The sequence below is a fragment of the Komagataeibacter sp. NFXK3 genome, assembly GCF_054182245.1.
This window is the reverse complement of sequence record NZ_JAPIVJ010000009.1, coordinates 57044-70460: the sequence shown is the minus strand read 5'-3', so window position 1 is coordinate 70460 and position 13417 is coordinate 57044. Positions and strand designations below refer to the sequence as shown.

Here is a 13417-nt window from a genome sequence, read left to right as displayed (position 1 = left end):
TGGGCTGCCATTCCCATCAGGCGGCCTTTTGCCATACAGGCCCTAATTTTCCAGTAATGATATGGCAGTCGCAAAGCTTGGCGCAAGTGGCAGCAGCGGCGTGAGGGTGGCCTGCCAGGCGTGGTACAGATCGGCCTTGCCTGCATAGACCACGGCGGATGGCCGGTTGTTGCGGTCAAGCTCCTGTATCCAGCCGCCCCGTTTGCGGTCAATCATGTAAAGGTCGATATAATCCCATATCGTGCGGTACCACTGTTCATACTGCGCGTGCCCCGTGCGCTTGAGCAGGGCGGCGGCGGCGGTCATGGCCTCGGCCTGGCACCAGTGGGGGCGGTTATGCACCACGGGCTGGCGGTTCCAGTCAATGGTATAGACCAGCCCCGGCGCACCATCGCGCGCCCAGCCGGTTTCCATGCCACGGTGGAACAGGGCAATCGCATCCTCCAGCAGCCACGATGGCGCGTTGCCCTGCGTGCGCAGCAGGGCGGCTTCCAGCTTGAGCAAAAGGTGTGACCACTCCACAAAATGCCCCGGTGTCATGCCATACGGGCGCAGGGCGTCGGTAGGGGTGTCGCGGTGGTAGTCGGGCAGGCGTGTCCAGTTCCGGTCGTAATGCTCGGGCAGGCAATAGTCGGCCTCGCGGGCCAGCGTGTGGATGAAGCGCTCCACCACGCGCAGCGCGCGCTGTCGCCACACGGGGTTGCCCGTTACGTCCGCCACCGCCATGCAGGCCTCGACCGAATGCATGTTGGCGTTGGCGCCGCGATAGTTTTCCTCATCCGACCAGTCAGCGGCAAAGCTTTCGCGAAAGACGCCTTCCGCCTCGCTCCAGAAACGCTCTTCCCATACCTTTAGCGCTGCATCGAGCAGCGTGCGCCCCTCCGGCACGCCCGCAACTGTTGCGGATGAGGCGGCAAGGGCCACGAAGGCGTGCAGGTAGGCCTGCTTGCGGGCATCTTCTGGCTGTGCGCCATCGGTCGGGGGCGTGAGGAACCAGCCATCATGCACGCGGTCGCGCAGGGGGCCGAGCAGGCTCGCCACGCCATGGGCGGCAAGCGGACCACAGCCCGGCAGGCCGCGCCCTGACGCCACGGCATAGACATGGGTCATGCGTGCACTGAGCGTGCCATCCGCCGTGGCGGGGGGCGGCAGGTTGCCGTCGTCATCAAGGGCGGCAAACCCCTGCGCCACGCGTGATGGCTTGGAGAAATCAAGCAGGCGCTGGCCCTGCATGTCGAGCCAGCGGCGATGGGGCGAGAGGCGCAGCCATGATGCGGCGGGCAGCATCAGGGCGGGCAACGGCTCAGCCATTGACGATCATGCCGCCATTGACATGCAGGGTCTGCCCGGTCACGAACGATGAATCCTGCGCGGCCAGATACACGTAGGCCGGACCCAGCTCGCTGGGCTGGCCCACGCGGCCAAGGGCGGTCTTGTCACCCAGATGGGCAACCGAGTCCGGGTCGACCGGCCCCCAGCTTGCGGGTTGCAGCGGGGTCCAGACCGGGCCGGGGGCCACCGCATTCACCCTGATGCCCTTTGGCGCAAGCTGTAGCGCCAGCGCGCGGGTAAAGCCCATCTCGGCAGCCTTGGTGGTGGTATAGGCCACGAGCGAGGCATTGCCCGCGAATGCATTGACCGAGGATGTATTGATGATGGCGCTGTCACGCCCCAGATGCGGCAGGGCGGCGCGGGTGAGGTAGAAATAACCGTTGATGTTCACATCCATGTGGTGCTGCCACATGTCATCGGTAATATCGGTCAGGTCCTCGCTCACGTACTGCACGCCTGCATTGTTCACCACAATGTCGAGGCCGCCCAGCGTATCGACGGTCTGTCTGACCGCATCATCGCATACGGCGCTGTTGGCCACGTTGCCGCGTATGGCGAGCGCCTGCACGCCCTCGGCTTTGGCCAGGCGTACCGTTTCGTGCGCGTCTTCGTCTTCTTCAAGATAAAGAATGGCGACATCGGCGCCCTCGCGGGCAAAATGCAGCACGGCGGCCCGGCCGATGCCACTGTCGCCACCGCTGACCAGGGCCCGGCGCCCCTTCAGCTTGCCGCTGCCGCGATAGCTCTCGCGGATATGCTCGGCCTGCGGGTTCATCAACCGCTCGACGCCGGGCTGGTGGGGCTGGCTCTGGGGGGGGATGGTGGGGTTGGCCATGCAGGCGCTCCGTTGTGGTGGAGGAAGGGCAGGGTCATGCCCCGCCTGCACCTAACGCGCGCACTGCGCGGGATGTTGCCTGCGCATTTGCCTGCGCCGGGCTGGTGTTACCAGCGCCCGCCGGGGCCGCCGCGCATGCGCGCGCCATGGGGGCCGTAGCCATCATCGTAATGGCCGTCTTGCCACTCCCGATGGTGGCGGTGGTGTCGGCCATCGGCGCAACTGGTCATGGACAGGGTAAGCGAAAGGATCGCGAGGATCTGTAGGGTCCGGCTCATGGGGATCTCCTGTAACTGCCGACAGGCAACGTGGCAGGAGGCGAAAGGTTTGGGCGGGTGCAAGGGGAATATCTGCTCACACCCCGCTGCCTTGTCTTCAGGGCACATGAGGCGGGCCTGCCCGGCTTTTCCTGGCCGGGCAGGCCCGGTGCAAAGGCCCTCTGCCTAAAGAAGGAAGATCATCGCCGTTGAAAGTGCGAAGGCGATGGCCAGCAGGGCCGGGCCCATGATGTCCCACCGGCTGGCATAGCCGAGATTGTCCGTGCCGGTTTGAAAGGCACGGCGTAGGTAAAGCTTCATTGATGCCTCCTGTATCCGGAGCCTGCGGCCGATCAGGCGTGCCTGTCGGGCCGCATGTTCATATTCATATGAAGATAAAGGATAACCATAGCGCCAGCGTCAGCAGGACCATGCCAAGGCCAACCAGATCCATGACGCCGGGGTTTGTGCGGTACCGTGTTCCCATATTCATGGCAACCTCCCTTGCGGGGGGACATGTCCCGCCCGATGGAGATGACGTGGGATGCACTGTGGCTGCCGCAAAGAGGCGCATGGGCCGGATGAATGACCCGTCCCATCACGTTTATGGCATCGACAGGCGCATGTCCCCGCAAGGGCAGGCAAGCCTGCTTCAGCCGCCGCTTTTTTCAACAGGGTGGCGGGTGGCTCGATAAAGGCCGCGCCCCTGTATGGTCAGGGGCGCATGCAGGTTCAGCCCTTTGCCTGGGCTGCATCGATCTCGAGGGCGAGCTGCGCCATTTTCAGCGCGCCCGCGCGGCTGGCTGCCCCGCAGATGAAGCGGGCAGGATGGGCGAAGACCGCATCGGCAACGCCGGATACGCTGGCCAGTGTCGCGCCATCAAGGCCACGCCAGGCCTCGGGCAGGGAGACACGCTGGCCAAAGTCACCGCGCACGGGCGGAATGGCCTTGACGTTCCACCGGTCGGGCGCTGCGGGGGAGACGACATAGACCACCGGCAGGTCGTGGTCGAAAATGACCTTCTCCGTCGGCATGCCGGTTTCCATGAGCAGGATGCGCTTGTCTTCCGCCTGGGCATAGGCGGCAAGCACGCGGCTTTCCGCCTTGAGGCTGGCGCGCACGCGGTCGATCATGTTGACGAGATGCCCCGCCACCGCTACCGCCGCGTTGGCGAAGCCTTCGGTCTCGCGGGTTTTGGCGGCATCGGGGCCGTACAGCTCAACCGTGTCCCATGTGGGGCGGCAGGCGGAGACGATATCGGCCAGCGAGAGCTTGCCCATCTTGGTCACGCCATTATCATCAAGGTCGATGGGCAGCACGAGCGAGCGGTCAAGGCTCTGCCATATGGCGGCGACCTCGGGTTCCGGCGCCGGGTTTTTCAGGATGCTGCGGATCGCGGCCATGCCGTAATCCTTCCACAACAGCCCGGCCGCGCTATAGGGCGTGCCATCCTCGCGCAGGGGCTTTTCCTTCATGTGGTGGTCATAGCGGCCCGTGGCGGGGTCGTATCTGCCGCCCACGTCAAAGACGATGTCGGCTGCGGCAATGCGCTCGGGCGAGCGGGTGCGTGCAAACGCCAGCCGCCCGTCAGGGCCGGTGCCCATCACGCGCCCGCGCAGGTCGCCATCGGGTGCCAGCGCGTAATGCAGGATCACATAGCCCAGCGTCTCATCAAGGTGAAAGTTACCTGAATGTGTCACCGCGCTGACGGGAGCGGTGGGGTTTTCAAGACCGATGGGCGTGTGTTCTGACATAAGGCGACCTGCTGCGGGCAAAAGTGAACGTGATAGTGCCGTCATGCCGCAAAGCCCCCGGCAAGACAATGGGCAGTTTCAGGTGCCGGGCAGGGGGTGCCAGCCATCGGCCTGCCTGCCAAAGAGCGGAATATGGCCCAGCGCATGCACCGGTGGCACGGTGCCGGGGCAGGCCGCCTCCAGCGCCGTGCGCCAGGCCCAGCCTTCGGTCAGCACGGCTGCAATGGCCACCACGCATGCCCCTGCGTGCTCGAGCAGGCGCACCGCAGCCGCAGCCGTGCGCCCGGTGTTGAGCACATCATCAATCACCACCACGCGCCTGCCCCGCACGCGTTCCACCAGCGCGGGGTCAAGGTACAGGTGCTTTGTCTGGTCGGGGCTGGTCGAGGATGTCAGCGGGATGGCAAGGCTGTCATCGTACCAGAATTTGCGTGAATGCCCCAGCGCCACGTAGTCACCCATGCCAAGCTTTTCCGCCACGGGCCGGGCATAGGCCAGCCCCATGGTGGGCACGCCCACGATCGCCTGGGGCGCAAGCGGACCGACCATTCCGGCCAGCTGGCGGATGAGGGCGTGCTCCACGGCAAAGCCGGTCTGGTTGGCCATGAGCAGGGCGATGGCCCGCTCGCCGCCGGGCAGGGCGCGCAGCGGCAGGGTCAGGGTGGAGCCATCAGGCAGTCGCACCGGATAGGATTCACCATAGGGCGCAGGAGCAACGGGTGCGCCCTCAGGCGACCATGTGGCGTGGTAGGCGGGAAGGGTCACGGATCAATGGGTCCAGGTTATGGCGTGGTCAGTCCGGGGCGCGGTATTGCGCCCCGGACTGCATGATACACACTACCCACGGTTCAGGCGATGGTATCGACCAGAATGATCTCGGCATCCTCGAGCGCGCGCACGTGCACGGTCTCGATATCGGACAGCGCCGCCCCATCACGCTCGCCAACCCGCACGCCGTCTATTTCCACCGCGCCGCGCGCGGGCACCAGGTAGCCCAGGCGCTGCGCCCCCAGCCTGTAGGTGGCTGTCTGCCCCTTGGCCAGGGTGGCGCCGAGCACGCGGGCATCGGCATTGATGGGCAGGGCGTCGTCATCACCCGGCCGCCCCGAGGCCAGCACCACGAACTGCCCGGCACGCTCATTGCGCGGGAAGGTGCGCGTGCCCCATGAGGGCGCATGGCCCGCGCGGTCGGGCATGATCCAGATCTGGAACAGGCGCGTGGCGACAGTGTCGCGGTTGTATTCGCTGTGGCGGATGCCGGTGCCAGCCGACATTACCTGCACGTCGCCTGCCTCGGTGCGCCCGGTATTGCCCAGGCTGTCGGTATGGGTGATGGCGCCTTCGCGCACGAAGGTGATGATTTCCATATCCCGGTGCGGATGGGTGCCAAAGCCGGTGCCGGGTGCGATCATGTCGTCATTCCATACCCGCAGCGCGCCCCAGTGCATGCGGGCGGGATCATGATACCCCGCAAACGAGAAATGATGCCTTGCATCAAGCCAGCCATGGTTGGCGTGGCCCAGCTGGCCAAAGGGTCGGACTTCGATCATCGGTTTTTTCCTTTCTGTTGCCCTCATGGTATCGGCCCGGGTCTGGTGTTGATATAGAAATGAATGAAACCTTTCATTTCCCGTTTTTACATCGTCTGTGCATCACAGGCCGGGGTAGAGACAGCGGTCCGCAGATAAGTTAGGGAAACATATGGCGCGCACCCTTTCCCGAGTTTACCGATGAGACTGCCGGATTTCGAAGCCTGGGCCATTTTTGCAAAAGTGGCGGAGCGCGGCTCGTTTGCCCGCGCGGCGGAGGACATACAGCTCTCCAAGCCCACCGTATCAAAGGCCATCAGCCGGCTTGAACAGTCACTTGGCGTGGCCCTGTTCAACCGCAATTCGCGCCAGATGTCGCTGACCGAGACCGGGCGCATGCTGCTGGGCCATGCCAACACCATCGTGGCCGAAGCCGAGGCCGCCGAGACACAGGCCCGCGGCGGCACGCGCGCGCCTTCGGGGCTGATCCGCATGGCCGCCCCCATGACCTTTGGCATACAGCACCTGGCTCCCGTTCTGCCCGAATTCCTGCGGCGCTACCCCGAAATCGACCTCACCATCGATTACAGCGATGCGCTGGTTGATCTGGTGGCAGGCGGCTACGACCTGGCGCTACGGATCGCGGCGCTGGCCGATTCATCGCTGCGTGCCCGGCGGCTGTGCAGCGTGCGGCTGGCGTTGGTGTGCACGCCCGGCTACCTGGCGCAGATTGGCGCGCCGGAGCATCCGCGCGCGCTGGCAGGGCACAGGAGCTTTGTCTATACCAATACCGCAGCCCCCGGCATGATCCGCCTGCACCATGAAAGCGATGGCCGGGAATTCGTGCTTTCGCAGACAGCGCGGCTGCGGGCTGATAACGCGGCGGGCTTCCTGCCTGCGCTCGAGGCGGGGCTGGGGTTTGGCCTGTTCCCCGAATTCATGGTGTGGGAGGGGCTGAAGGCGGGCCGCTTCGTGCGCATGCTGCCCGGATGGGATGTCCCGCCGGTGGGGCTGTACCTCATCACGCCCGCAAGCGGGCTGCGCCCCATCCGGGTCAATGCGTTCATTGATTATCTGGTGGGTGCCTTTGACCACCCGCCCTGGGCGCGGGAAGGGGGCTGCCCGTAGGCGGCGCGGTCGCCCCCGGCGCAACGGGCCGGGGGCAGGCGCTCAGGCGGTGAGCCTGCGCGCAAGCCCTGCCACGTGCTGGCCAAGATAATGCGCACCATCAAGCTCGGTGGGGCTGGGCTGGCGCGAACCGTCGCCTGCCGCGATGGTGGTGGCACCATAAGGCGCGCCGCCAGTCACTTCATCGAGCCGCATCTGGCCCTGAAAGCTGTAGGGCAGGCCGGTGATGACCATGCCATGATGCAAAAGGTTCGTTATCAGCGAGAACAGCGTGGTTTCCTGCCCGCCATGCTGTGTTGCGGTGGAGGTGAACACCGCGCCCACCTTGCCAACCAGTGCGCCCTTGAGCCACAGCCCGCCGGTCTGGTCCCAGAAATTGGCCATCTGTGAAGGCAGGCGGCCAAAGCGGGTGGGCGCGCCGACGATGATGGCATCATATTCCGGCAGTTCCGCCGTGGTGGCGAGGGGGGCACTCTGCTCGGTTTTGAAATGATGGTTTTTGGCGACGTCCTCGGGCACGAGTTCCGGCACGCGCTTGACCACGGCCTCCAGCCCGGCCTCGCGCACGCCTTCGGCCACGGCGTGGGCCATCGTTTCCACATGGCCGTAGGATGAGTAATACAGTACGAGAACCTTGGGCATAGTCATGACCTTCCGCTATGTTGCACGCTGCGCCACCGGGCCAGCCCGGCAGGCGCCTTGACAATACGGCCCCCTGTGCCGGGCGATACGCCAAAATTGGAAACGCTTCGTTTCCGGGGCTTGAAGGCTGCCTGCGGGCAGAAACGTGGTTTCACGCAATGCGTTGATAAAATGAGCGTAATTTCATGCGGGCAGGGGCACGAACATGGTGGCAGTGACCCCGTCGGCGCGCCATTGCATGTCGAACGTGCCCGCGCAGGCCTTGACGATGCGGCTGATCAGGCGCAGCCCCTGCCCACGCGCGGCGGGTGCTGGCAGGGCGGGCGGGGGGGCATGTTCTACCCATTCCAGCCGCATCTCGCCCGGCTTGCCCCGCCAGTGCAGGCCGATGCGCCCGCTTGTGCTGACCGCGCCGTATTTGGCTGAATTGACGCATAATTCCCCGATCACCAGCGCCACGGCATCGGCCGTGCGCCGGTCAAGGGTGAGGCCAGGGGGAATATCAAGCGTAAAACAGTCCTCCGCCGCGCCGCAGAAGGGATTGACCAGCACCTCGATCAGTTCCCGCAGGTCGGCTGCCGTCGTATCATCATCAAACAAGGACTGCGCGCGGGCCAGCGCCATGATGCGCTGCTCCATATCCGCCACGAATTCACCAAGCCGGGGGTCATTGCCGGCAAAGCGGCGCAGCAGGCTGCATACGATGGTGTAGCTGTTGCGCAGGCGGTGGCGCATCTCCCCGATCATGACCCGCAGGGCCTCGCGGTCGTTCTCGGCCTGGGTCACATCGCGTGATATGCTCAGAAAACCGATGGGCCTGCCGCCATCATCGCATACCTGCGTTATGCTGACCTCCCACCAGCGCGGGTCGTTCTTGGCCGTGGGGCAGGCCCCGCGAAAACGGGCGGTCTCGCCCGCGCGGGCGGATATGAAGGCGCTTTCTATCTCGGCCTGGAGTTCATCGGGCCATAGCCCGGCCCAGCGCGCGCCCGCAACCTGCGTAAAGGAGTCAAGCTCCATGGCGCACAGGCCGTTTGCGTTCATCCAGATCAGGTTGCCATTGCAGTCAAGCAGTTTGACGCAATCCGTGCTCTGCTCAAGAACGCGAGCAAGATCCGTGGCCGTAAGCGAAGCGCGTGTTAACATTTCCGCACGCTACAGCAAAAAAAACGGCGGCGGAAGGTGCGCAGGCCGGGAAACGACTTCTGTCATGGGCCTGTTCGTGGAAGTGACTTCCTGCCCCGCGGGCTTTATAGAAGGGGCAACACGGGGGCCGGGCGTGGGTGTACGCACCATCAGGGCTTCGGGCCTCCATCCGGCCCGGCCGGATGCGGCCCCGGCACCCATATGGATACAGGCGGAACCATGCAATCGATTATAGAACACATCCGGCAGATCAATGCGGAACGCACATTGGTGATGAATCTGTGCGCCTGCCTGTGCGTTGTGGTCATGCTGGGGCTTGCCAACCTGGTCTGCCACTACGTGCTGCATACCGACATGTCTTTTCTCATGCCCTGGATGCTGGCGGCCACGGCGCTGTATTTCTTCATTCCCGCGCTGGTGCTGTGGATTGCAACGGGCAGCCCCTCGGGCAAGTAAAGATGGATGGCGGCGCTACGGTGCAGGCTCAGGGCGGGGCGTGAGGGTCCATACGCTTTCCCACGCCGGGCAGGCGCCTTTCAGGCCGCCGGGCACGGCGTGCCGTGCAATGCGCGTTGGCAGGAATGTCGCGGCGTAATACTGGCGTACCATCGTTTCATCCACCGCGAAGGGTGGGCCCGCCCGGCATGACGGGTCATATTCCAGGCAGATGAGCAATTGCGGCGCGGCATGGGTCAGCGCAATGAGGTGGCTGGCATAGGCCACCCGCATGGGGGCGGGCAGGGCAATCAGCGCCGCACGATCATAGACGGCATCCACCGCCCCCAGCCGTGCCGGGGTGAGGGCAAGGATGTTGCCAGCAAAAACGCAGAGTTTGCCCGCCTCGAAGCGATCAAGTGCGCCAAGGGGCGTGACATGCGGCTCGAGGCCGAGTGCCGCAAAAAGGCGTGTGACGGCAATGCGGCTGAGTTCGCAGCCCACCACCGCGTAGCCCTGGGCCAGAAGCCAGTGAATATCGAGGCTCATGCCGCACAGGGGCACGAAAACCCGCGCCCCGGCAGGCAGGTGCAGGGTGGACAGGTAGCGGGTCAGCAGGGCATTGGGGCAGGGTTCATGAAAGCCGGTCTCGCCGCGTTCCCACTTCGCCTGCCAGAAAGCTTCATCCATCGTGTCTGCCTTTAATGCCTGCAACAATGCCGTGCGTGGTAGCGTGTTACGCCTGGCGTGAACAGGCAGGTTGCGCCCCGGCCATGCCCTTTATTGCCATGCGCCAGCCTGTGTCATGCATTCCGCAAAAAAGCTGCGATGCGAGGCCTGGCTGATCCCGATGGTCGTGGCCGTATAGTCACTGCCGAGCGAGCGGCCTTCGCATCTGGCCTCGATGTTGCGGTAACGGCTGCTATCCGTGGGGATGGCAGCCTTATGTCCCGCCGTGTTGCCATAGACCGAATTGACATGGTTATGGGCGCGCAGCCGCGCGGGCAGGCCAATATGATAGCTGTGGCTGGACGCGGGCCGGGGCAGGGCCGTGATCATCGTGACGGACAGGGCCACGATGGTGATCCTTTTGAGCATGGGGCAATACCTCGAGTGGTTTTGCAGTGCTTGTAAGGGGTCAATGTCACGGCATTATGTGCGAATATCGCTTTTTTGTTTCAAATGGATTATATATTATTCATCCAGCAGTAATAAAAGCTGTTCCTACCAGCCCATATTACCCGGCCCGCTCCAGCCCCCGCCCAGGCTGCCCCATTCGCCCTGCGGGCCGCCATTGCCATAATCCGCTGCCGCGCGCGCATTGTCATCCAGGCGTGGATTGGGGTCGGCGCAGGCGGCCAGCGAGGCAAAACAGGCAAGGAGCAGCAAAAAGCGCGCGGCCAGACGCGTGGCGGCGTGCGACTTATCAGGCTGCAGGGGGCCGGGCGGGCGCAATTGCCCGATACTGGCAACCGGCTGCGAAAGCGATGTGCCACGCCCGCCAGATGCAGCCGGGGGGTGCGACCCCGACCCAGGTGGATGGCCGGGCAAGCCGGGGCCGCGAGCACCATGATACGTCGCGCCCGTGCAGTATTGTGTAAAGAAACCTGACCGAACGTAACACAAGGCTGGCCCTTTACATCCATGCCGGGTTTCAGAAGCCAATCGGGGCACATCCTGTCATCATGAAAACGATCCTGCCAAAGCGTTGCAAGGCTCAATCCATTCTGGCGGCAACAAGCGCAAATTGTGCGGGCGCATACACGGTTACCCCGTGGCGGCGCAGGAGCGCTGCGGTGACTCCCATCCCGGCATGGCGCGTGCCGGTAAAGCTGCCATCATAAATAAAGCTGCTGCCACATGAAGGGCTGCCATCCATAAGCAGTGCCAGGGCGCAGTGATGCTTGCGGGCCATGGCCAGCGCGAGATGGGCGCCCGCCACGAACGCGGCCGATACATCCTGCCCGGTTGATTCCTGAACATGGGCCTGCCCGTCCAGCACGGCCATGCCATCGCGCCCGTGCGCAATTTCAGCCGGGGGGCGGGGCGTCATGAGGCCAGCCTGCGTTTCGGGGCAGCAGACCGTCACACGTCCTTCCGCCTGCCATCGCGCCAGGCGGTGATCCATAAGGGGGCGGCCCGAGCCATCATACCGCACGGGCAGGCCCGCCAGGCAGCCACTGATCAGCAGGTTTGGTTTCATGGCCCGCAGCCTGCCACAAATGGCTGGGAGGCAAAACCGCCAGAAGGCACGCAGGCAAGGAGGGGCGCAAAAACAGGAACGGCAGGAGCCAGGGCCCCCGCCGCACGGTCTTTCTTCATCACGGATGTGTCGACCAGCACATGTGGGCAAGTCTAGTGTTGTCATAACACAATGTCGCATGAAAAAAATGCAGCCCTACCATCTGCTAGAGCATTGTTGGAAAAGCGCATCCTCTTCCTGCAAACTTATGCGTTTCGATAACGAAACATATACTTTTGCCATTGCAGCCTGTAAGATGAAGGGAAGCCCTCAGGGCAGGGCCGCCATGCAAGGCGCCTTGCCTGCATGTGGCCATAAGTGCGGGTGGCGAAGTCAAAGGCAGGGACATCATAGGATGGATGGCAACACGATCTGTGGCACTGGCCTGCCCATGACCACGCGGCTCAAGGGAATATCAGGTAGGAAATGCTGGTAAATCAAGGCGCGAGAGTGCACACGCATATCACGGAGCAGGAATTCCTGGCTGGAAGGAACAATGACGCGTGACCCAATGGAATGTGATTTATCAGATTTCCATAGTACTCCGTAACGGCATCCTGCTGTGTTTTCTGACATGGGCGGTGATGCGGCTGGCCATGTGGGCGATCGAATTCCTGTTCGGCTCGGGCGGCGAGGAGTAAGGGCGTGCGCCCGCGGCTTGACCGGGGCAGGGGCAACCCGGATGATGGCGCACATATTGCCAGCAGGGATTGACCGGGCATGCAGTGGAACACGCTTCTCAGGACCGAACGCCTCAACGACCCCGACTATACGCAGGAAAAGCACCGCCCCGCCTATATGCAGGATATGGACCGGATCCTGTTCTCGCCGCCCTTCCGCAGGTTGGCGAACAAGACCCAGGTTCACCCGCTTTATGATAATGACCATGTGCATCATCGCCTGATTCACAGCCTTGAGGCCGCAACCGTGGGGCACTCGCTGGGCACCGAAGTGGGGTCATGGCTGGCCGATGACCTCAAGGAACTGACGGCCGATCAGGTCAAGGTCGTGGCGGGCCTCGTGCAGACGGCGTGCATGGCGCATGATATCGGCAACCCGCCTTTTGGCCATTCCGGTGAAGAGGCCATCGGCTCATGGTTCAAGGAAAAATTCGCGGCAGACCGCGATATCATGAGCGAGATCCCGCTCGCGCAGCGTGTCGAATTCAATGCCTTTGAGGGCAATGCACAGGGTTTTCGCATCCTCACCCGCACCGAGATGTACAGGAACAGGGGTGGCATGCGGCTTGCCCTCGGCTCGCTTGGGGCGTTTACCAAATATCCGGTTTCAGCGCCTGTCCGGCTGGAGGCGGGGGCCGAGGGCGTAATGGATGGCACGCCCTATATCGGCCTCAAGAAATACGGTTTTTTCGAGAATGACGTGCCCACCTTCGCGCATGTCGCAGCCGAGTTGGGCCTGCGGCGCACGGATGTGCATGACGGCAGCGGGCAGGTCATCGGCTCATGGTGGCGGCGACACCCGCTGGCCTTCCTGATGGAGGCGGCGGACGATATCTGCTACAATATCATGGACCTTGAGGATGCCTTTCTCTCGGAAGATATCAGCTTCGAGGTGGCAACCGGCCTGCTTGGTGCGCTCACCACCCGCTCGGGCAAGGAATACCCTGAACGCAGCCGTGCCGATATCGTGTCCATCTATCGCGCCAAGGCCATTAGCGGCGCGATTGCCGCCTGCGTGGACGCCTTTCGCGAGAATTACGCGGCCATCATGGATGGCACGTTCCCGCGCTCACTGGTCGAGGCCTCGCGGCTCGGGGTGGAATTCCAGGACATAAGGCAGGTGTCGCGGACCGAGATATTCAACGCGGCGCGCAAGACGGAACTCGAGGTTTACGGGCGTAATGTCGTCTATCGCATTCTTGATGGCCTGCTGCCACTCTTCAATGAACTGCGGGCCGTGGAATGGGATTGCACCCGGCTGAGCGCCTATCATGCGCAACTGGTGCGCGCCCTGCGGTTGCCGGTCGCCCATGTCACCAACGCCTATGACGCGCTGCATGCGCTGACCGATTTCGTATCGGGCATGACGGATCGCTATGCCGTGAAAGTGGCGGACATGATCGGGCGGCGCTAGCACGCGGGTTTCCACGTGGGGC

General features: G+C 63.7%; 17 protein-coding genes. 4 read left to right on the top strand and 13 right to left on the bottom strand.

Features of this window, described 5'->3' with window-relative positions; all coding sequences use genetic code 11:
- Positions 1-42 precede the first annotated feature (42 nt).
- From OQZ28_RS11135 to OQZ28_RS11105, 7 genes are all read right to left on the bottom strand, one after another.
- Positions 43-1311, bottom strand: a complete 1269-nt coding sequence (locus OQZ28_RS11135; RefSeq protein WP_458136150.1) for a D-mannose isomerase — start codon at positions 1309-1311, stop codon at positions 43-45.
- The gene (locus tag OQZ28_RS11130; RefSeq protein ID WP_458136218.1) at positions 1304-2107 is read right to left on the bottom strand and encodes an SDR family oxidoreductase; all 804 of its coding nucleotides are present in this window, start codon (positions 2105-2107) and stop codon (positions 1304-1306) included. The genes OQZ28_RS11135 and OQZ28_RS11130 overlap by 8 nt, the downstream gene beginning before the upstream one ends.
- Before the next feature lie 167 nt (positions 2108-2274).
- Positions 2275-2445, bottom strand: coding sequence for a hypothetical protein (locus OQZ28_RS11125; protein WP_165399159.1), 171 nt, complete (start codon positions 2443-2445; stop codon positions 2275-2277).
- 165 nt (positions 2446-2610) lie between these two features.
- Positions 2611-2745, bottom strand: coding sequence for a hypothetical protein (locus OQZ28_RS11120; RefSeq protein WP_458136149.1), 135 nt, complete (start codon positions 2743-2745; stop codon positions 2611-2613).
- 411 nt (positions 2746-3156) lie between these two features.
- Positions 3157-4179: an MYG1 family protein gene (locus OQZ28_RS11115; RefSeq protein ID WP_458136148.1), complete on the bottom strand. Its 1023-nt coding sequence runs from the start codon at positions 4177-4179 to the stop codon at positions 3157-3159.
- Positions 4180-4257: 78 nt separating this feature from the next.
- Positions 4258-4944 carry a phosphoribosyltransferase gene (locus OQZ28_RS11110; RefSeq protein WP_458136147.1) on the bottom strand — a complete coding sequence of 229 codons (687 nt, stop codon included), beginning with the start codon at positions 4942-4944 and terminating at the stop codon, positions 4258-4260.
- Between the two features lie 83 nt (positions 4945-5027).
- Complete coding sequence (locus tag OQZ28_RS11105) at positions 5028-5729, bottom strand: pirin family protein (RefSeq protein WP_458136146.1); 702 nt, start codon at positions 5727-5729, stop codon at positions 5028-5030.
- Positions 5730-5909: 180 nt separating this feature from the next.
- Between OQZ28_RS11105 and OQZ28_RS11100 the strand changes: the two genes are divergently transcribed.
- The gene (locus OQZ28_RS11100; protein WP_130731598.1) at positions 5910-6836 is read left to right on the top strand and encodes a LysR family transcriptional regulator; all 927 of its coding nucleotides are present in this window, start codon (positions 5910-5912) and stop codon (positions 6834-6836) included.
- A 42-nt stretch (positions 6837-6878) separates the two neighbouring features.
- Here the strand turns inward: OQZ28_RS11100 and wrbA are convergent, their stop codons facing one another.
- Positions 6879-7478: an NAD(P)H:quinone oxidoreductase gene (gene wrbA / locus OQZ28_RS11095; protein WP_458136217.1), complete on the bottom strand. Its 600-nt coding sequence runs from the start codon at positions 7476-7478 to the stop codon at positions 6879-6881.
- A 183-nt stretch (positions 7479-7661) separates the two neighbouring features.
- Positions 7662-8624: a sensor histidine kinase gene (locus tag OQZ28_RS11090; protein ID WP_458136145.1), complete on the bottom strand. Its 963-nt coding sequence runs from the start codon at positions 8622-8624 to the stop codon at positions 7662-7664.
- A gap of 219 nt (positions 8625-8843) precedes the next feature.
- On the opposite strand from OQZ28_RS11090, the gene OQZ28_RS11085 reads away from it, so the two are divergent.
- Positions 8844-9080 carry a hypothetical protein gene (locus OQZ28_RS11085; protein ID WP_130731908.1) on the top strand — a complete coding sequence of 79 codons (237 nt, stop codon included), beginning with the start codon at positions 8844-8846 and terminating at the stop codon, positions 9078-9080.
- Positions 9081-9095: 15 nt separating this feature from the next.
- On the opposite strand, the gene tmpT is transcribed toward OQZ28_RS11085, so the two are convergent.
- The 4 genes from tmpT to OQZ28_RS11065 all read right to left on the bottom strand — a co-directional run bounded on the left by tmpT (position 9096) and on the right by OQZ28_RS11065 (position 11262).
- Positions 9096-9749: a thiopurine S-methyltransferase gene (gene tmpT / locus OQZ28_RS11080; protein WP_458136144.1), complete on the bottom strand. Its 654-nt coding sequence runs from the start codon at positions 9747-9749 to the stop codon at positions 9096-9098.
- A 90-nt stretch (positions 9750-9839) separates the two neighbouring features.
- Complete coding sequence (locus OQZ28_RS11075; protein WP_130731910.1) at positions 9840-10157, bottom strand: hypothetical protein; 318 nt, start codon at positions 10155-10157, stop codon at positions 9840-9842.
- Between the two features lie 126 nt (positions 10158-10283).
- Positions 10284-10610, bottom strand: coding sequence for a hypothetical protein (locus tag OQZ28_RS11070; protein WP_458136143.1), 327 nt, complete (start codon positions 10608-10610; stop codon positions 10284-10286).
- A 166-nt stretch (positions 10611-10776) separates the two neighbouring features.
- Positions 10777-11262, bottom strand: coding sequence for a DUF523 domain-containing protein (locus tag OQZ28_RS11065; RefSeq protein WP_458136142.1), 486 nt, complete (start codon positions 11260-11262; stop codon positions 10777-10779).
- Positions 11263-11804: 542 nt separating this feature from the next.
- Here OQZ28_RS11065 and OQZ28_RS11060 point away from each other — a divergent pair.
- Entirely contained in the window at positions 11805-11942 is a 138-nt protein-coding gene (locus tag OQZ28_RS11060) for a hypothetical protein (protein ID WP_165399178.1), read from the top strand.
- 79 nt (positions 11943-12021) lie between these two features.
- On the top strand, positions 12022-13395 hold the full coding sequence (dgt, locus tag OQZ28_RS11055) for a dGTP triphosphohydrolase (protein ID WP_458136141.1): 1374 nt from the start codon (positions 12022-12024) through the stop codon (positions 13393-13395).
- Positions 13396-13417 lie beyond the last annotated feature (22 nt).